This is a genomic window from Mycobacterium sp. IDUB_37, assembly GCF_055419245.1.
In genome coordinates this window covers 843,035-861,908 of sequence record NZ_JBVAXG010000001.1, presented here as the reverse complement: position 1 = coordinate 861,908, position 18,874 = coordinate 843,035, and the positions used below count along the sequence as shown (strand labels likewise).

The 18,874-nt window shown below is 64.5% G+C and carries 15 protein-coding genes; 4 read left to right on the top strand and 11 right to left on the bottom strand.

The window, feature by feature from the left end:
• Positions 1 to 669 (bottom strand): GntR family transcriptional regulator, encoded by a 669-nt coding sequence (locus ACZY1I_RS03970; RefSeq protein ID WP_463752952.1) that lies wholly within the window; start codon positions 667 to 669, stop codon positions 1 to 3.
• A gap of 114 nt (positions 670 to 783) precedes the next feature.
• On the opposite strand from ACZY1I_RS03970, the gene ACZY1I_RS03965 reads away from it, so the two are divergent.
• On the top strand, positions 784 to 1,815 hold the full coding sequence (locus ACZY1I_RS03965; protein ID WP_463752951.1) for a cupin: 1,032 nt from the start codon (positions 784 to 786) through the stop codon (positions 1,813 to 1,815).
• Positions 1,816 to 1,833: 18 nt separating this feature from the next.
• Here ACZY1I_RS03965 and cysW read toward each other — a convergent pair whose 3' ends face one another.
• From cysW to ACZY1I_RS03920, 9 genes are all read right to left on the bottom strand, one after another.
• Positions 1,834 to 2,643: a sulfate ABC transporter permease subunit CysW gene (gene cysW, locus ACZY1I_RS03960; protein WP_463753499.1), complete on the bottom strand. Its 810-nt coding sequence runs from the start codon at positions 2,641 to 2,643 to the stop codon at positions 1,834 to 1,836.
• Positions 2,644 to 2,648: 5 nt separating this feature from the next.
• Positions 2,649 to 3,455 (bottom strand): sulfate ABC transporter permease subunit CysT, encoded by an 807-nt coding sequence (cysT, locus tag ACZY1I_RS03955; RefSeq protein WP_463753498.1) that lies wholly within the window; start codon positions 3,453 to 3,455, stop codon positions 2,649 to 2,651.
• A 74-nt stretch (positions 3,456 to 3,529) separates the two neighbouring features.
• Positions 3,530 to 4,555: a sulfate ABC transporter substrate-binding protein gene (locus ACZY1I_RS03950; RefSeq protein WP_463752950.1), complete on the bottom strand. Its 1,026-nt coding sequence runs from the start codon at positions 4,553 to 4,555 to the stop codon at positions 3,530 to 3,532.
• A 609-nt stretch (positions 4,556 to 5,164) separates the two neighbouring features.
• Complete coding sequence (locus ACZY1I_RS03945; RefSeq protein WP_463752949.1) at positions 5,165 to 5,506, bottom strand: STAS domain-containing protein; 342 nt, start codon at positions 5,504 to 5,506, stop codon at positions 5,165 to 5,167.
• A complete protein-coding gene (locus ACZY1I_RS03940) occupies positions 5,506 to 9,639 on the bottom strand; it encodes a SpoIIE family protein phosphatase (RefSeq protein WP_463752948.1) in 4,134 nt (1,377 codons plus the stop codon). The genes ACZY1I_RS03945 and ACZY1I_RS03940 overlap by 1 nt, the downstream gene beginning before the upstream one ends.
• Positions 9,640 to 9,773: 134 nt before the next feature.
• Positions 9,774 to 11,219 carry an MFS transporter gene (locus tag ACZY1I_RS03935; RefSeq protein WP_463752947.1) on the bottom strand — a complete coding sequence of 482 codons (1,446 nt, stop codon included), beginning with the start codon at positions 11,217 to 11,219 and terminating at the stop codon, positions 9,774 to 9,776.
• A 10-nt stretch (positions 11,220 to 11,229) separates the two neighbouring features.
• Positions 11,230 to 11,583, bottom strand: coding sequence for a hypothetical protein (locus ACZY1I_RS03930; protein WP_463752945.1), 354 nt, complete (start codon positions 11,581 to 11,583; stop codon positions 11,230 to 11,232).
• A gap of 16 nt (positions 11,584 to 11,599) precedes the next feature.
• Complete coding sequence (locus ACZY1I_RS03925; protein WP_463752944.1) at positions 11,600 to 12,253, bottom strand: DUF1345 domain-containing protein; 654 nt, start codon at positions 12,251 to 12,253, stop codon at positions 11,600 to 11,602.
• On the bottom strand, positions 12,253 to 13,686 hold the full coding sequence (locus ACZY1I_RS03920) for a WS/DGAT/MGAT family O-acyltransferase (protein ID WP_463752943.1): 1,434 nt from the start codon (positions 13,684 to 13,686) through the stop codon (positions 12,253 to 12,255). Before ACZY1I_RS03920 ends, ACZY1I_RS03925 begins: the two co-directional genes overlap by 1 nt.
• A 189-nt stretch (positions 13,687 to 13,875) precedes the next feature.
• On the opposite strand from ACZY1I_RS03920, the gene ACZY1I_RS03915 reads away from it, so the two are divergent.
• Complete coding sequence (locus ACZY1I_RS03915; RefSeq protein ID WP_463752942.1) at positions 13,876 to 14,637, top strand: lysophospholipid acyltransferase family protein; 762 nt, start codon at positions 13,876 to 13,878, stop codon at positions 14,635 to 14,637.
• 38 nt (positions 14,638 to 14,675) lie between these two features.
• Here ACZY1I_RS03915 and ACZY1I_RS03910 read toward each other — a convergent pair whose 3' ends face one another.
• Positions 14,676 to 15,632, bottom strand: a complete 957-nt coding sequence (locus ACZY1I_RS03910; RefSeq protein ID WP_463752941.1) for an AraC family transcriptional regulator — start codon at positions 15,630 to 15,632, stop codon at positions 14,676 to 14,678.
• Positions 15,633 to 15,770: 138 nt separating this feature from the next.
• Here ACZY1I_RS03910 and ACZY1I_RS03905 point away from each other — a divergent pair, with 138 nt between their 5' ends.
• Positions 15,771 to 16,538, top strand: a complete 768-nt coding sequence (locus tag ACZY1I_RS03905) for an ABC transporter ATP-binding protein (RefSeq protein ID WP_463752940.1) — start codon at positions 15,771 to 15,773, stop codon at positions 16,536 to 16,538.
• Entirely contained in the window at positions 16,535 to 18,874 is a 2,340-nt protein-coding gene (locus tag ACZY1I_RS03900) for an FtsX-like permease family protein (protein WP_463752939.1), read from the top strand. Before ACZY1I_RS03905 ends, ACZY1I_RS03900 begins: the two co-directional genes overlap by 4 nt.

Genomic DNA, 18,874 nt, shown 5'->3' with positions numbered 1-18,874 from the left:
CTAGTCATTCGAGGCCAACCCCAAGGCCCGGGTCGTGCTCGCCAGGTGCGTACGCACCGCATCCCGCGCCGCGGCAACGTCGCCGGCCCGCAGCGCTTCGGCGATGCGTTCGTGCTCGTGAATGATCGTGGCCAGGCGCCCCGGATTGCGTGCCGATTCGCCGATCATCCGCATCTGGCGATCGCGCAGCGACGAGTAAAAGCCGGCCAGGATGGCGTTGCCCGCCGACTCCAGGGTGATGCTGTGGAATGCCCGGTCGGAGTCGAGGAATTCCGGCAACTGGCCTGCGGCGGCGGCCTCGCGCTGGCGCTGCACTTCGGCGGTGAGTCGCTCGAATACCGCCGCACACGAATCGGGACCTCGTCGGATTACCGCGCTCGCCGCGAAGTCTTCCATCACTAGTCGGGCTTCGAGCACCGCCCGCACTTCGCCGGGGGAAACCGGCACCACGAGAGCCCCGCGCTTGGGATAAAGCCGCAGTAGGCCGGCCACTTCCAACTGCAGGAAAGCCTCGCGCACCGGGGTGCGCGACATACCCAACGCTGCAGCGACCTCGCCCTCGCTGATCAACTCCCCACCGGGAAAGTCCCCGGTGAGCACCCTGGACTTCACGTAGTCGAGCGCACGATCCTTCGCCGCGCCCCGTCCGTTGGTTGGCTCCAACGCCATCCCCGCCTCTCTTGCGGCTAAGTCGTATCTGACTGTATTCGACGCCCCAGTCACCCGGGTTGATGCTTAGATACAAGATAGATACTATTTAGGTCTAAGCGATTGGAGAGTTTCATGACGATCACCGCGCACGCCGAGCCGACGAACCTGGACCCAACGGTTCCGGCGCCGATGGCTAACGTCGCCGACTACGGATTCGAGGGCAGGTTCGACCAGTGGGCCGCCCAGTGGGGACAGGACGCCCGCTACTTCGAATACACCTCTGCGGCAAACCCCATCGCTTCCGGACACGCGCCACAAATGCCGATCTCCCAGTTCAACCCGGACATCTACCGGGACCAGCCGACGGGCGTCATCCCGCTGGACCTGTCCAAAAGCCTTGGGATCACCACCGGGGCAGCCACCAGCCCCGCGCTGCTGGCAAACTTCGTGCGGATCCGCCCGGGTGAGCAGATCGACACCAGCCCGAACGCCACTTCGCAGCTCTACTACGTGCTGCACGGGCGCGGGATGGCCGCCGTCAACGGCCGATTGGTTCAGTGGGAGAAGGGCGACTTTTTGACCCTGCCCGCCGACGCACGAGCGGTGTTCTACGCAGATTCGGACGCGACGATGTACTGGGTGCACGACGAGCCGCTGCTGCGCTACCTCGGCGTCCAGGCGACCGAGCCCAGGTTCCGCCCCACCAAGTTCCACCGCGCGGACGCGGTCGCCGAACTCGAGCGAATCGCGTCACGCCCCGGCGCCAACAACAAGAATCGGGTCAGCGTGTTGCTGGCCAACGCCGAACAGGAGCAGACGTTGACGGTGACGCACGTGCTGTGGGCCATGTTCGGCGTGCTGCCCGCCGGCCAGGAGCAGCGGCCGCATCGCCACCAGTCGGTCGCGCTCGACCTGATCCTCGATGCGCAGCCGGGGTGCTACACCCTGCTGGGCACCCATCTCGACGACCGCGGCGAGATCGCCGATCCGATCCGGGTCGACTGGCAGGCCGGTGGAGCATTCACGACGCCACCGGGCATGTGGCACGCGCACTTCAACACTTCCGACGCGCCTGCCCATCTGATTCCCGTGCAGGACGCCGGCTTGCAGACACATCTGCGCAGTCTCGACATGCAGTTCAGCCGCCCACCTTCGGCGTGCTGAACAGCGTGAAAAATGTTGTCAGGCAAGCCGATTAGCGCGTTTTCGGCGTATCAGCAGGACTGCTCGGACGATCAGGAAGATGATGGCCACTCCCATCATCAGCGACGACAGCGCGTAGGCGCCGTACGCGTTACCCCGGTTGTAACGGTCGTTGACCAGCAGCGTGAGGGTTTGGGTGCTACCCGGCAGGTTGGACGAAACCATGATGACGCCGCCGAACTCGCCGAGCGTGCGTGCAACGGTGAGCACCACGCCGTAGGTCAAGCCCCATCGAATGGACGGGATCGTTACCCGCCGAAACGTCTGCCACCACGTCGAACCCAGAGTTGCCGCAGCCTGCTCCTGCTCGGTGCCCACCTCGAGTAGCACGAGTTGCACCTCGCGCACGACGAACGGCAGCGTGGCGAAAAGGCTGACCAGCACGATGCCGGGGACGCCGTAGATGATCTTGATTCCGGTGTCACGCTCGATGAAGCCCAGCGCCCCGGCCGAACCCCAGGCCGAGATCATTGCCACGCCGACAATGATGGGCGACACCGCGAACGGCAGGTCGACGATCGCCTGCAGCACACCCTTGCCCGGAAACCGGTTGCGCGCCAGCAGCATTGCCGTCGCTACACCAAAGATCGCATTCAACGGAATGACGATCGCCACCACCAGCAGGGACAAATGCAGGGCCGAGATCGCCGCGGGGGTGGTGATCCACGCAAAGAACTGGTGAAAGCCGGGCCGGAACGTCCGATACAGAACCAATGAAATCGGAAAAACCAGCATCACCAACAGGTAGGCGATGGCCACGTAACGGATGACGTAGCGAGCCCGCGACATCTGTGTCACTTGTCGCGCTCCTCGCGTCTGGCTGCACGACCACCGAAGATGCGCAACGCGTAGAGGACCGTGAACGACATGGTCAGCAGCACAATAGATACCGCAGCAGCGGAGGGGCGGTCGTCGCTCTCGATCAGAGTGCGGATCCACTGCGACGACACCTCGGTCTTACCCGGAACAGCGCCACCGATCGTGATCACCGAGCCGAACTCACCGATGCACCGCGAGAATGCCAAGCCCGCACCGGACATGATCGCCGGTACCAGCGACGGCAGCACGATCGAGGTAAATACCTTTACCTCGCTTGCGCCCAGCGATGCCGCGGCTTCTTCGACTTCCTGGTCGATTTCCCGCAGCACCGGTTGAACGGCCCGGATCACGAACGGCAGCGTGACGAACGCCAGCGCCATCCCCACGCCCGGCGGGGTGTGCTGCAGATGCAGGCCTACGGGACTGTGTGGGCCGTACAGCGCCAGCATCACCAGGCTGGTGACGATGACCGGTAGCGCGAAGGGCAGATCGATGATCGAGTCCAGCAGGCCTTTGCCGGGGAAGTTGTCGCGCACCAGCATCCAGGCGACCAGCACGCCGAACACCACGTCCAGAGTGGTGACCACGACGGAAATGATCAACGTCACCTTGAATGACTCCAGCGCGGTATGCGAAGTCACGGCCAACCAGAAATGCTCCCAGCCGCTGCCGACGGCCTGCCAGGCGATCGCGGCCACCGGCAGTAGCACGATGACCGACAGCCATAGGGTGATCACGCCGACCCGAAGGGGCAGACCGCCCGGCGGCTTGACTATCGGGATGCGCGACTGAGCGTCGGGCGGCTCGTCGGGAAGGTTTGCGACTGCCAAAATCACCGGGTCCGGGGATACGGCGGTCACTGGACGGCCTGCAGGTAGATCTTGGTGATTCTGCCGTTGCTCCGATCGAACAGCAGCGAGTCGACGTTGCTCCAACCGCCGAGGTCGGCAATGGTCCACAGCTTTACCGGTACGGGGAATTGGTCCCGGAAATCGGTGGCGACGGAGGGATCCACCGGACGGAATCCGGCCTGCGCCCACAACCGCTGGGCCGCCGAGGTGTACTGAAAGTTCTTGAAGGCGGTGGCCGCCGCCACGTGCTGGCTGCTGGTCAGCACCGCAACCGGATTCTCGATCTTGAAGGTCTGGGCCGGGTTGATGTGTTCGACCGGAAGGCCCTGCCGTTCGATGGAGAAGGCTTCGTTCTCGTAGCTGAGCAACACGTCGCCGGTGCCCTCGATGAACACGTCGGTGGCGATTCGCCCCGAGCCAGGACGGAGTTTAACGTGCTCGCGCACCAGGGCATTGATGTAATCGGTGCCTGCCTGCGGATTGCGACCACCGCCGCTCTTGACGGCATAGGGGGCCAGCAGATTCCACTTCGCCCCGCCCGAACTGAGCGGATTCGGTGTGACGACTTCCACGCCCGGCCGCAGGAGGTCGTCCCAATCCTTGATGTTCTTCGGATTGCCCTTACGCACGACCAGCGTCACCACGGATCCGAACGGAATGCCCTTACTCGCTTCGGTGTCCCAGTCCGCGGCGACCTTGCCCGCTTTGACGAGTCGGTTGACGTCAGGCTGCAGTGAGAAGTTCACGATGTCGGCCGGCTTTCCCGCCAGCACGCCGCGGGCCTGGTCGCCGGAGGCGCCGTAAGAAGTGATCACTTGCACGCCGCGCCCCTCGTCGGAGGCGTTGAATGCCGGAATCACCTTGCTCCAGCCGGGTTCGGGTACGGAGTAGGCGACCAGCGTGATGCTGGTGCTCACGGTGTTGAGCCCGCCGTCTATGGCGTCACTGGCGCCGCCGTGGCACGCGGCGATCACACCGGCAACCAGCGTCAGGCCGACGGCTTGCCGCCAGCGGGACGCTCTGCGAATCATGAAAGGCCTTCCGAGCTGAATGTGGAACGAAACGGGAATAGTCGGATCCCGTTACTGCGGAAGGGCTCTCATACTTCGATCAGCCGACTCGACACCACACCGCGCGCGGGATTGGAGGGTCAGCGACAACAGCGCAGGGCAGTGCGACGCTCCGAAACGCCGGTTGCCAGGTGCATGGCCGAAACGTAACAGAGCCCAGCGCGCCTTGGCATCTCGCGATCTCGGACATCGCGATCGCGACGTCACACGTATTTGAGGTGTCGGTTAATCGGACGTCACGTCGTCGTGCTGGGCGAGTCCATCGCATCGGTCCTGCATCGAGCGCGCCGTCGAAACAAGTACACATAAATCAGGGTGGCGACGTTTATACGATCTCGGTTCATTTTCCGTTGACTTACCGGCAAAAGCGCAGGTCGGAGCCGCCCGCTCCGGACGGGTAAGCGTTTGCCGCTCACACCAGTAGCACACGAAAGCCACATCCGCTCACGACAGACCAAATGCGCCCGCGCCGCACGGCAAACCGCTGCCGAACATACACCTTGCGGACTATTTACACACACAATTCGAAAAAGTCACGCTGATCGGAAAATGGCAGGCGGGCAGCGGGATTCAGGCACCGTCCCCGTGGCCGGCCTGATCGGTGGCCGCGGCTTCGACGGTCGCGATCTTGCTGAAACCACTGACGGTGAGGACTCGCACGAGCAAGGGGTGGACGATGACGCGCAGCTGGTCGACTTCGTCGACGTGATCGAACAGCGCGTTGATACCCGCACTGTCCAGGTACCTGACGGCGCTGAGATCGATAGTGAGCGGACCTTTGGTTTCCGCGCTGGCGCTGGCGAGCGCCCGGGTGAATGAGCCGACGTTGCTGAGGTCGATCTCCCCTGTCGCAACAATGCGAGACGCCCCGTCGGAGTCACGATCGGTGTTCAGGGTGAGCTGTGTGGCCATTACGTGATCCTCGTGTACATGTGAACTGTCGTGCCGGTATCGCTGGATTGAATATCGAAGTCCTCCATGAGGACTCGCATCAGGGATATACCGCGACCACGGCTGAACCCCTCGAGAACTGTCGGCTGCTTCCACGCGCCGGTGTCGGCGACAGTCACCTGCAGCCGGTCGACGATCGCGGTCGCACGCAATGAGACCGTGCCCCCGGGCCGGTCGCGATGACCGTGTTCGATCGCATTGGCCAACGCCTCGCCCGTCGCGATGAGGACGTTCTGAATCTGATCGGGTTCGACGCCGGCCCGGGTCAGCCAACTGCGCAACGCTGCCCGGCTCCCGGCGAGGTGGCTGGCGTTGGCGATGAATTCCATCGCCAACGGAGCGGGCTGCCGATAGAGCAGCATTGCCACGTCGTCGGGGTAGCCGCCGGACGGCTCCATTTGTGACATGAGTTGCTCTGCAACATCTTCGATGCCCTCGGACAGCCCGCCCCGCAGCAGATCGGTGGCATGGTCGATGCCGTCATCAAGCGATGCACCGCGGCGTTCCACCAGTCCGTCGGTATAGAGCAACAGCGTCGCGCGAGGCGGCATCTTGGCCCGGCACTCGGGTCGAGTCCAATCGGGCCGCAACGCCAGGGGCAGCCCATGTTCGCCGTCGAGCAGCACGGTGGTCCCGTCCGCGTGCACCATGACAGGCGGCGGATGACCCGCGCTGGAATACACCAGCTCACCGGTGCCAAGGGTCAGGACCGCGCAGAATGCCGTAGTGCAGCGGGCCCCGGGCAGCCGCGCGGCGAAGCGGTCCAAGGCGGTGAGCGCGGCACTCGGGCTGGGCTGCTCGAGTAGCAGGGCACGGCAGGCACTGCGCAACTGGCCCATCACCGTGGCCGCGGCCAGACCATGACCGACGCAGTCGCCGACGATCAATGCGACGCGCTCATCGTCGAGTTCGACGACGTCATACCAGTCACCACCGACCTGCAACGGATGGGTCGCGGGGCGGTACCGCACGGCAAAGCCCTCCGGAAGCGTTGCCGGGCCCAGCATTGCGTGCTGCAGGGCCAACGCGGTTTCGCGTTGCTCGTCGAGTTTGTACACGCGGTGCAGTCCCTGAGCCAGCCGACCGGCCAGCACGGTGAGCAGGGTGTGGTCCTCACGGGTGAACCGCCGGCGTTCGGACAACTCGATCCAGACGACCAGCAGGCCGCGGGGATGCTGCAGCACGATGCCCGCGGCCCCGGTTTCTTCGGTGTGGACGCTCAACAGATCGGCGTCGCGCAGAGTTTCGATCAGCTCGCGCTGGCGTGCCGGCAGCTCGGCCCATTTGGCTTGCTCCCCGGCACAAACCAGGTCCAGCGTGCGCTGCTGTTGCGAGTCGCGACTGAATGTCACCGCCGACACGCGCCGGGCGTTCCATACCCGAAGCAGTACCTCGGCGGCACCCTGCAGCGCGTCGTTCAGTGTATCTGCTTGTGCCAGTTGCTGATTGAGGCCGGCCAACGCGCTCTGGCTTTGCACGGCGTAGTGCTCGGCGGTAACGTCGCGGAAGGTGCCGACCATGACGCGTCGCCCCGAGTCGGGATCGTCGGCGTGGTTGAAATTGACCGCGACCCAGACCCGGTGGCCGTCGTTGTGGGTGACCGGAACCGTGAACGCACCGTGAGTTTCGCTCAGCAGGCCGGCGAAAGCCGTCTCGACCTGCCGGAAAGATTCGGGATCGGCGTCGACATCAGGCCACCAGGGGTGAACGGCCGGGTACGGCAAGTTCTCCGGCCCATAGCCGAGGATTTCGGTGAAAGCGCTGTTGATCTCGATGACGGAGCCGTGCTCGTCGCAGACGAAGAAGGCCTCCTGCAGCGAATCCACCAGGGCGGTGCGCCAGCGGGCGTGATAGTTGCGCAGGCGCGCCAACTCCACATTCGCGCGGACCCGGGCAAGCAGATCCGCGGCGGCAAAGGGTTTGACCAGATAGTCGTCGGCTCCGGCCAACAGACCCTCCACCGAGGCTTCCTGCCCGGCGCGAGCGGATAACAGCAGCACGGGTAGCGCGGCGGTGCGCGGATCCTTGCGCAACGCCGCAAGTAGCTGCAGACCATCCAGGCCCGGCATCATCACGTCACTGATGACCAGGTCGGGGACCTCGACGCGGATCGCCTCGAGCGCCTGCCGTCCGTCGCTGATCGCGCTCACGTCGTAACCGGCGGGTGTCAGCAGGCTGGTCAGATATTCACGCATATCGGCGTTGTCGTCGGCGATCAACACCCGAGCCCGTGCGGCACGGCCGGAGTCGGCAACGAAGGCAGGGGCTGCAGCCGCCGTCGTGCTGGTGTCCGACGGCGTGAAGTCAGGCTCCCTGGGCAGCCATCTCATGGCTTCCTGCAGATACGGTTGGGCGTTCGCGACGGCTACCTGGGCGGAGGCTGATGGCGGGGCCAACTCATCTGTCGGCAGATGAGTCCCGCCGAAGGGCACTCGGATGGTGAATGCGGTGCCCACACCTTCGGTGCTGCTGGCGTCGATGGTGCCACCGTGCAACCCGACCAGTTCCTTTACCAGGGCCAGTCCGATGCCGCTGCCCTCGGTGGATCGCGCACGGGCCGTCTCAATCCGATGGAAACGCTCGAAGAGCCGGGGCATCTCCGCTGCGGAAACGCCGATTCCGGTGTCGGCCACCGTGACCGCAGCCTGGTCATTTTCGCGGGTGACCCGCACATCGATGGAGCCGTCGAAGGTGAACTTCAGCGCGTTGGAGAGCAGGTTGAAAACCACCTTCTCCCACATCTCGCGGTCCACGTAGACGGGCTCGTCGAGCGGTGGGCAATCCACCGTAAACGTCAACCCGGCCTGATCGATCGCCGAACGGAAGACGCTGGCCAGATCCGCGGTGACCGCAGCGAGGTCGACGGGCTCGAATCGGGCGCGCATCCTCCCCGCCTCGATACGCGAGAAGTCCAACAGGGTGTTGACCAATTTGGCCAGCCGCAAGCCGTTGCGGTGCACGAGCTCGAGTTCGCGGCGGGCGTGCTCATCGAGGCCGGCCGTCTGGCTGCGCAACTCGTCGACCGGTCCCAGGATCAGCGTGAGTGGCGTCCGGAACTCGTGGCTGATGTTGGAGAAAAATGTCGTCTTGGCGCGGTCGAGCTCGGCCAGCTCTTCGGCGCGCAGCTGCTGAGCCTCGTAACTGCGCGCACTGCTCACCCCCGCGGCGAGGTACCTGCCGACAAGCTCGACGAAGCCTCGGTAGCCGTCATCGGACTCGCGATATCGGTTCAGCCCCGCGACCAGGAAGCCGACCGGTGCGCCACCCTGCTGCAGCAACGGCACGACCAGCCCGTGAGTGGGCGGCTCGGACCAGGCGCCGGTGGGCAGCGCCAATGCGGCGCCATCGAGCTCGAGCAGTGCGGACTCGCCCCCGGCCGCTTTGTCGACGGGCCACACCATGGGGCTGGAGTTCGGGATGATTTCCGGGGCTGCGGGATGCCCGGACGCTATGCCGCTGACCCCGGCCAATCGTGCGTGGCCGCGGTCGTCGAACAGATAGGTGAGGGTGAACGGAAGGTCGTAGGGGTTGTTCCCCAGTTGCACGGCGGCGAAGTCGAGCATTTGCCGCTCGGTGCGAACGACGCTCGGGTCGGAGCCGAGGTCGCGCAGCGTAGCTATGCGGCGCTGCGCGATCACCCGCTCGGTGTCCTCGCTGACCACGCAGAGCATTCCGACCACATTCGTGTCGTCGTCGCGTAACGGGCTGTAGGAGAACGTGTGATAGGTCTCCTCCGGGTAGCCCGACCGCCCCAAGATGAGCATCAACGCCTCGTCCCAGGTTGCCTGTCCGGTCTCGAGCACCCCTTCGATGCGGGGGAAGACGTCGGTCCAGATTTCGGCCCAAACCTCGCCGGCCGGGCGCCCGAGTGCCCACGGGTATTTGCGTCCGAGTGTGTCGCGGCGGTACGCGGCGTTGCAGAAGAACGTCAGCTCCGGACCCCAACCCATCCACATCGCGAACTGCGACGACAGCAGGATGTCCACGGCGGTACGGAGACTCTGCGGCCAGTCCTCTACCGGCCCGAGTGGAGTTGACGACCAGTCGACCGCAGCTAGGTCGCGCCCGATCTCCTGGTCTGCACGGAAGACCACCGACGTCCCTCTCGAGTGAGGCCTTTCATTGGCTGATGGCTTTGCACTGGGTCAATGCGGTCGGAACCATACCCAGCGTTCAGTATGTCGAATCCTGTTAACCGCGTAATCGCGGGCTGCGCCTCGCGACCCGCCTAATCCCTGCTTGCCGACAGCGGCGCGGCGATGTCCTCCAACGACTTGCCTTCGGCGTCGACGGCGAGGAACCAAGCGACCGCTCCCCCCGCGACCATGATCACCGCGGCCAGTAGATACCCCAGGAACAGCGGGAGCGGTTTCTCGCCATTACCGATGAGTGCGGCGTAGATGATCGGCCCGAGGGCACCGAAAGCTTGCGCAATAGCAAAGAACACCGCGATTGCCTTGGCCCGGACCTCGAGCGGAAAGATCTCGCTCACCGTGAGGTACGCCGCGCTGGCACCGGCCGAGGCGATGTAGAAGATGACGCACCAGGCGATGGTCTGGGTGATGGCGTTGAGCAGCCCGGCCTGGAACAGGCCCGCGCTGACCGCCAGCAGAATCCCGGACAGCGCGTAGGTGCCCGTGATCATCTTCCGGCGACCGATGGTGTCGAAGAAACGCCCGAGGGTCACCGGGCCCAGCAGGTTGCCGACGGCGAATGCGATCAGATAGAGCGGTGTGGATCCGGACGGCACGCCGTAGAACTTGCCCAGTACCAGGGTGTAGGTGAAGAAGATCGCGTTGTAGAGGAACGACTGACTGATCATCAGCGCGGCGCCCAGCACCGCCCGGCCCGGGTAGACGCGGAACAGCACCCGCGTCAACGCCAGGTAGCCGATTTCCTCGGTGGGCCGGAGCTCGATTGCTTTGCTGTCATCGACCGCGGGCAGGGTGACACCGGTGGCCGCCACCTCCTGCTCGATGAACGAGATGGTCTGCTCGGCCGCCTCGGCGCGGCCGTTCATGACCTGCCACCGCGGGCTCTCCGGCAGATCGCGGCGCACCAGCAGAATCACCGTCGCCAACACCGGACCGATCAGGAAAGCCAGCCGCCAGCCCAGGCTCAGGTCGATCATCCGAAGGAATATGAAGGTCCCCAGCGTGCCGAGGATCGCGCCCGCCCAATAGGTTCCATTGACCGCGATGTCGACGCGACCGCGGTATTTCGCCGGGATCAGTTCATCGATGGCCGAGTTGATGGCCGCATACTCACCGCCGATGCCCATTCCGGCGATGAAGCGAGTGAGGTAAAGGAACGCGAGCCAGCCGACGTTGTTACCCATGGTCAGCGCCGTCAAGCCGCTGCCCAGCAAATACACGCCCAAAGTGACCATGAAGAGGTTGCGGCGACCCAACTTGTCGGATAGCCGACCGAAGAACAGCGCACCGACCACCTCGCCGGCCAGGTACACGGTGGCGGTCAGCCCGACCGCCGCCGATGACAGATTCAGCGTCTCGGGCTCGGTCAGCGTGTCCGCGACCGCGCTGGCCACGGTGATCTCCAGGCCATCGAGCACCCACGCCACCCCGAGGGCCACCACCATCCGGGTATGAAAGCTCGACCAGGGCAGCCGGTCGATACGGGCAGGGATCAGACTGCGGATCGGAGCGTCAGGCACTCGACCGAGGTTACTGATTCACCCGTTCGCCCAGCGTATTCACCCGGCCCGCAATCTGGTCGGGCACCAGGGAGCGGCCGTCGATCCAGTACCGCATCACCGCGTCGGCACCGTCGTACACCGTGCCGTCGGGGAGTTCATAGTCCGATGGTCGCGACCCGCTGCGCCCGGCTCCGCCACGCTTGCGATCGCGACGAAGTCCGATGGTCGCGACCCGCTGCGCCCGGCTCCGCCACGCTTGCGATCGCGACGAACGCGCGTGACTGAACGTCGCCATCGTTCGATCCCACTGCTGCACGTTCTCGCTCTGCATATGTTCGATGACCTGCGCCCTGCGGCGCGCGGCCCGATCCGGGTCCGACATTCTTCAGCTCCTTTCGTCAACCGGCCGAGTTGCTCAGTCCGACAACCAGATTGATGGTGACCGCCAGAATGACCGCACCGAACGCGTAAGAGAGCAACGCCTGGGCAAGCGCGATCCGACGGAGTTGACCGGTTTCCAGACTGGTGTCGGACACCTGGTAGGTCATGCCGATAGTGAACCCGAGGTAGAAGAAATCCAGGAATCGCGGGTTGTCGTTTCCGTTGAAGTTGATGCCTTCCCCGGAGTTCGAGTAGTAGACGTCGGCGTAGCGGACGCTGAAGACGGTGTGCACGACGCACCAGGCGGCGACGATGCCGACCACTCCGACTGCCGCGGCGAGATTGCGCTCCGCTCCGGCCTTGGAACCGGCGGCCAGCAGCTGACCGACTCCGGCCAGGCTCGCCACACTCGCCAAGAGAATGACGGCATCGGTGAGCCACCCGTGCGGCGGGTCCTCGGGCTCGACATGTTCGCGTGTCTGGTCGGCATCCATCGGCAGGACCACGATCCACGTCCAGCCGAGATAGACGCACGCCGCGGCGATCCAGCCGACGCTCGGTGCATACGGCCAGCCTGCCGCGAATCCGACCAGCAGGATGGTTGCGACCCCAACCAGTGCCGCCACCAACAGCCGAATCACGACGTGCTTGCGCCAGCGTTGCGGTGGCACTAACCGACCGCCGCAGCTAGCGGCAGCACGTCGCCGATCGGCGTCAACTCTGCGGAAAGACCCGCGGCAGAGCGGATTTCGATGAAGGCCTCGATCATGGCGTCGGTCGCCTCGTGTGGGTCGTCGAGGGTGAGATCGTCGGTCAACACGGAGATGGCCAACTGGTCGACATAGCTCCACACGGTGATGTTCAGGCCGCTGCCGGCGACAATCGGTCCGACGGAGTAGATCTCACTGACGGTGGCGCCTTCGATCTGGCCCCGTTCCCGTGGTCCGGGCACATTCGAGACGGTCAGGTTCATCACGCTCGCCGACTCGACGCGACGGGCCTGGCTGCGAAACATGCCGGGCGCCAGTGCCGGCGGGAGGTAGGACATCCAGGCCGGCAACACGGTGGGACCGAGCAGTTGGTGGTTCTCCTTGGCGATCTTGGTGGCCATTGACGTCAGTCGCACCCGCTGCAACGGGTCCTCGATGTGCACCGGCAACGACGGTGTCATGTAGGTGAATTCGTTGCCCGCCAACCGATCCGGCGAGACGTTGTAGCTCACCGGTACACCGGCGATCAGTGGTGAGTCGGCCTGCCCGTCGTAGCGCAGCAATAGCCGCCGCAACGCACCCGCCACCGTGGCCAGGACGACATCGTTCAGCGTCACGCCAAGGTGTTTGCCGGTCTGCTTGACGTCCGACAACGCCAGCGGCGCGGTGGCGAACCGGCGCCCCGGTGTGACCCGGTGGTTGATGAAGCAGGTCGGAGGCGCGAAGTTGCGGGCCAGGTCGGGGTGCGTACCGCGTTCCTTGGACCTGCGTCGCACCCGGGACACGCCGGTGGCCGTCTCGTTGACCAGGCGCGGCAGTTTTCGGATCAGTCCCACATGGTCGCGGGCGGCCGCTTTCAGCAGATCGGATCGCGCTGGTTGCGGATGCGCGCCGCCCGGGCGGGACACCTTGCCAGGTTGCTGCGACGCCATCGCTTGTCCCATCTGGTTCGCCGAGGCGACACCATCGGCAAGAACGTGGTGGACCTTCTGCACGATGGCAATCCGGTTGTCCGCGAGACCATCGACCACGTGCATTTCCCACAGGGGCCGAGCCCGATCCAGCGGAGTGCTCGCGATGTGCCCGATCAACTGATCGAGCTCGCGCCGACCACCCGGGGCGGACAGCCGGGCTCGGCGTAGGTGATAGTCGAGGTCGATATCGTCGTTCGTCACCCACATCGGGTGATGCAGTTTCAGCGGGATGTCCACGAGTTGATAACGCAGCGGCTCCAGCGCCATCAGACGCGGATAGGCGACCTGCCGGAATAAGTCAAAACTGAAGTCCTGCTGCATTTTTGACACATCGAGGATACCGATCTTCAACGTGTGCATATGGATTTCAGGTGTCTCGGTGTACAGCATCAAGGCGTCCACACCGTTAAGTCGCTTCACATCCCGGCCCGTCCATCGGCGTCAATCGCACAGATTCAGTGGTCCTACCCATTTGACTCCTTCGCACGGTAGGCCGCCAGGGTGATGTCCGCCGACCCACGGCTAGAGTTGCGGTAAATCGCGCGCCGGCTATCGCTGTGACGCCCTTGTGCGACCAGGGGGCAGCGTGATCGGCAGGAGAAGCGAGCGATGGCGGAATTGACTTACCGCAGCATGGAAATCATGGCGCAGGCCTTCTTTCTGCGCACCGGCACCAAAATCAGCTGCACCGGGTTGGAACACATCCCCGAGCGCGGCGGCGCCGTGGTCGCCATCAACCACACCAGCTACGCCGACTGGATGGCGGCCGGACTGGCCACCCGTCGCAGGCAACACCGCCGGTTGCGCTACCTGGTCAAGGCCGAACTTCAGCAGGTCAAAATCATCAACTTCGCGATCAAGCACACCAGAACCGTCCCGGTCGATCGAAACGCCGGCGCGCTCGCGTTTTCCGCTGCCGTACAGCGACTCAACGAAGGTGAACTCGTCGGTGTCTTTCCGGAGGCGACGATCAGTCGCAGCTTCGAGTTGAAGCGGTTCAAGACCGGCGTCGAGCGGATGGCCGGCGAAGCGCACGTCCCCATCATCCCGATGATCGTCTGGGGTACCCAGCGACTCTGGACCAAGGGCCACCCCAGGAATCTGCGCCGCGCGAAGGTGCCGGTCACCGTGACGGTGGGGGCACCGCTGCACGCCGCGTCAGACGACGAGCAGACCGGAGTCGCCCTTCGCGAATCGATGACCACGTTGTTGCACCAGGCGCAGCAGGACTACCCGCATCCGGCCGGCGAGTTCTGGGTGCCGCACCGGTTGGGGGGCGGCGCTCCGTCCCTGGAAGTTGCCGACCAACTGGACGCCGACGAGGCGGCCGCGAAGACGGCGCGCCGCACCGCCAACAGCGCAAAGCGGTGAAATACCGAGCGGGACAACCGAACCGAGAGAACTGACGCTCAGCTGTCAAGTGTGACGTGCGGGCTCTGGCCGTAGACCATCCGGTAGTAGACCGAGAACCGGCCGACATGGGCGAACCCCCACCACGTCGCGATAGCGGAGACAGTTGTCTGAGCGCGGCTCAACCTGATCAGGTCGTGGTGGGCATGGTGCAGCCGGACTCGACGCAGATACTCGATGGGCGTGCAGTCCAGGTGCCGGCGGAACATGTACTGCAACCCACGCGGTGTTACGTAGATCGCGCGGGCGATTTCAGCCAACGAGATGTCGATGCGGACGTTTTCCTCGATGAATGCGATCGCCCGGCGCAGCAGGACCGGGGTGCTGTCCCGCCGGTCCTCGATGGTCGGGTTCAACAGCGCGGTGTTCGGAAAGGCCGCGAGCATGCTGGAGGCGAGTTGGCGCTGCATTTCCCCCGCGATCAACAAGTTCTCGGTCGCATTCGGATTGGTGAGCGCCGTGGTGCGGATGGAGTCGATCACCCCGACCAGGTGCCGGTTGGCAACCGAGGAAACCGGCGTGGTCGAAGTGAGTTGGATAGGTTCATCGCTGCCCGACACGTTGGCGGCGACCTCGCCGAACAGGTGCCTGTCGATGAGGATGACGTCGTAGTTCGAATGATGCACCGCACCCGACAGCGGCACACCCTCGACCAGACCGAACAACCCCACGTCGTCCGCGCAAAATATCGTCGGGTCCCCCTCCGGCAACCGATCTTCGAGCACCCCGGACCGGACCCGACACAGCATGAGCTGGTCGGGCGGTTCACCATCGAAGCTCATGCTGTAGCTGAAACGGAAGTCATCGAGCGTCAGCGAACCCAAGGAACTCCGCAACACTCGCGTGCGAACTGGTGACCCGCCGGGATTGGCGCGGATCCGCACTTTGACGAAGTTCGCCCCCAGGACGTCCTCGGCTTCGCCGAGATCGCCCGTATCGAGCAACACCTCACTCATCGCTGACCGCTCCCCTGACCACTGCTGCCAACTCGTCGACTGTAGCTCCCTCACCCGGAGTGCGGAAATACTACGACGACGCCAGACGAATGTGTCATCCATAAACGGACGTATCTGCCGAGATGAAATAGTGGCGATATGAGCGCGGAGTCTAACGTCGGCGATGCAGCCTCCGCACCAGAGCCCGAACACGGCGAACAACTGGCACTGCGTTTGACCAACGTCGGCAAGACCTACGGCGCCGAGCCCACCCGGGTCGTCGCGTTGCATGGAGTCAACCTGGAGGTTCGGGCCGGCGAGTTCGTGGTACTACTCGGACCCTCCGGCTCGGGAAAGACGACCCTGCTCAACATCATTGGCGGAATCGATCAACCTTCCGATGGCGAGATCGAGGTCGACGGCCGCAATGTCGGAGCGCTGAGCCGCAAACTCGCGACCCAATATCGTCGCGACCATGTCGGTTTCGTCTTCCAGTTCTTCAACCTGGTGCCCACCTTGACAGCACTCGAGAACGTGGAACTCCTCGCGGAACTCACCGGACCCGATGCGCGGTCACGCAGTCTCGCCGCGCTGGAACGGGTGGATGTGGCTGAAGTCGCCGAACGTTTTCCGGCGCAGCTCTCCGGGGGCCAGCAACAACGCGTCGCGATCGCCCGGGCGATCGTGAAGCGGCCCCCACTTCTGCTTTGTGACGAGCCCACCGGCAGCCTGGATTTGGTCACCGGCCGGCACGTCTTGGCCGCGTTGAGCGATCTGGCTCGCTCCCGTCAACAGACAGTCGTTCTGGTCACGCACAATTCCGCGATAGCCCGGATGGCGGATCGTGTCCTCTGGCTGCACTCGGGTTCGATCAGCAAGACAGAGATTGTCGACAACCCGGTGGACGCATCGGAATTGGACTGGTGAGCCGTGCGTTGAGGCGCAAGCTGCGTCGCGACGTGTGGCGCGAGCGGTGGCGCTTCGCCGCGATCGCCGTCATCATGGCCATCGGCATAGCTGTGTTCGTCGCCGCCACCGACAGCTACCGAAATCTCGATCAATCTTTCGCAAGGTCCTACTCCGCACAGCGACTTCCGGACGCGGTCTTGTCCGGACCCGGGGCAGCCGGACTGCGCGATACCGTCGCCACGATGCCCGGCAGGCCGCTGGTCGAAGTCCGCCATCAAGCCGAAGTCGGCATCCGGGTGAACCAACATGCTCTCTACGGCCGCGCGATTGGGGTACCCGAAACAGGGCAGCCGGGCGTGTCATTGCTCGACCTGCGGACGGGAACACTGCCTACCAACGGGCATCTGGTCGTCGAACAACATCTGGCCGGCCATTACCACCTCGCGCCCGGTGACACTGTGGAGCTGTTGGGACGGCAAGGTTGGCAGCCTTTTACGGTTGCGGGCACGGCGCTGTCCACCGAGTACCTCTGGCCCGCACGCTCAGGTCAGGAAGTTCTCACCACCCCAGAGGACTTCGGGGTGGTATTCCTGCCCGACGATCAACTGCAGCGGGTACTGCCGAACGCGAACCAGCAACTGGCCGTCTACGCGCGTGACCGTTCGGCGGCAGGTGCGCTGACCGCGGCCGCCGGCGAGCTTGCGCGAAACACCGGCCTGCAGTTCGTTCCTCGCGATGAGCAGGCGTCATTCCACACCTTGCGCGATGACGTCATGCAATTCGGCAGCCTCGCCGGGCTTTTGCCATGGCTGTTCCTGGCTGCCGTCGCACTCGGCACTTATGTGCTGCTCTCCCGGATAGTCGCTGCGCAGCGCGCGGTCATCGGAACCCTGATAGCGAACGGACTGTCCGCAGGCACGGTGCGCACCCACTATCTGTCCTACGGATTAGCCTGTGCTGCAGTGGGATTACTGCCGGGGCTGCTCGGCGGCTACCAACTGGGGCAATGGATCACGGTCCAGTACACGACCGCCATCGCACTGCCGATGCATCTCACCGCGATTCATCCACTCACCTACCTGACCGCTGTCGTCGCCGCCGTCGCAGTCGCACTGCTGGCTGCGGTGTTACCGGCCAATGCGGCCGCACGAATGCAGGCCGCCGAGGCCATGCGGATTGCCCCACCGATGGATCGAGGCAGGCGCAGTGTCATCGAGCGGGTGGTACCGGGACTTGGGCGCCTGCCGGCGCGATGGCGGATGCTGTTGCGGGCCGTCGCGCGCAACCGTCGACGTACCGCATTCACCGTGGCCGGGGTCGCCGTGTCGGTCATGCTGGTGATGGTGTTCGCCGGCATGCGCGACACACTTCCAGGCATGGTGCACAAGCAATTCGGGCAGATCGCACACCAGGACGGCGAGGCGGTGACATCCGGGCCGGCCGATGCAGTTTTGGACAGCCTCCGCGCGGACCCCGCCGTGGCAACGGCTGAGGCCTACAGCGCACACGGCGTCTCGGTCACCGCAGGCACGCACCGCTATGAAACACAGCTGATCGGGCTGCCGTCGCAACCTCAACTGCACACTTTTCCTGCCGAATCGGGAGCAGACCGACTCCCGGAAGACGGGGTGCTCCTCGGCGTAGGCCTGCGCGACCTACTGGCCACCTCGTTGGGCGACCGCATCGACATAACGATGCCGCAGTACGGGCTCCGTTTCACCGAGCGAGTGGTGGGTTTCGTCGATGAACCGTTCTCGCCGGTCGTGTATATCTCGCTGAACCAGCTTCGTGCACAAGCAGATTCGCTGCCTGCCAATGGGCTGCTGATCAAGCTGAGAACCGGAGTCAACGAGCGGGCGGCGGGCGACCGGATAGCGGCGATGCCGGGCGTGGTGGCCTACCGGTCGACGACAGCACTGGCGTCGACCATGCGCCAGGCTTTCGGCCTGTACGACACGCTGGTCAGCATCATGCTCATCTTCGCCGCGGTCATGGCGGCGGCACTGTTGTACAACGCGATGTCCGCCAACATATCCGAGCGACTCGGCGAACTGGGCGCACTGCATGCCGAAGGGATGAGCGCCGGCATGCTGTCCCGATTGATCGCCACGGAGAACTTCGGCTTGGCCGTCGTAGCGGTACCGTTCGGAGTGGTCGGCGGTGTGCTGCTGGCAGACCAACTGCTGTCCACGTACCACAGTCTGGGCTACCACCTGCGACTCGAGATGCAGGCGACAACACCCGTGGTGGTGGCCGGCGTAATCCTGGTCGCTGCCGCGCTGTCCCAACTACCTGTTGCGCGACGGATTCACCGTATCGATCTGGCGCGGATCGTGCGGGAACGCGCGCTGTGA

Excerpts from the sequence above, each read along its gene's own strand:
- ACZY1I_RS03970 (WP_463752952.1), bottom strand. The coding sequence starts at position 669 with ATGGCGTTGGAGCCAACCAACGGACGGGGCGCGGCGAAGGATCGTGCG.
- ACZY1I_RS03965 (WP_463752951.1), top strand. The coding sequence starts at position 784 with ATGACGATCACCGCGCACGCCGAGCCGACGAACCTGGACCCAACGGTT.
- cysW (WP_463753499.1), bottom strand. The coding sequence starts at position 2,643 with ATGTCGCGGGCTCGCTACGTCATCCGTTACGTGGCCATCGCCTACCTG.
- ACZY1I_RS03950 (WP_463752950.1), bottom strand. The coding sequence starts at position 4,555 with ATGATTCGCAGAGCGTCCCGCTGGCGGCAAGCCGTCGGCCTGACGCTG.
- ACZY1I_RS03945 (WP_463752949.1), bottom strand. The coding sequence starts at position 5,506 with ATGGCCACACAGCTCACCCTGAACACCGATCGTGACTCCGACGGGGCG.
- ACZY1I_RS03930 (WP_463752945.1), bottom strand. The coding sequence starts at position 11,583 with ATGTCGGACCCGGATCGGGCCGCGCGCCGCAGGGCGCAGGTCATCGAA.
- ACZY1I_RS03915 (WP_463752942.1), top strand. The coding sequence starts at position 13,876 with ATGGCGGAATTGACTTACCGCAGCATGGAAATCATGGCGCAGGCCTTC.
- ACZY1I_RS03910 (WP_463752941.1), bottom strand. The coding sequence starts at position 15,632 with ATGAGTGAGGTGTTGCTCGATACGGGCGATCTCGGCGAAGCCGAGGAC.
- ACZY1I_RS03905 (WP_463752940.1), top strand. The coding sequence starts at position 15,771 with ATGAGCGCGGAGTCTAACGTCGGCGATGCAGCCTCCGCACCAGAGCCC.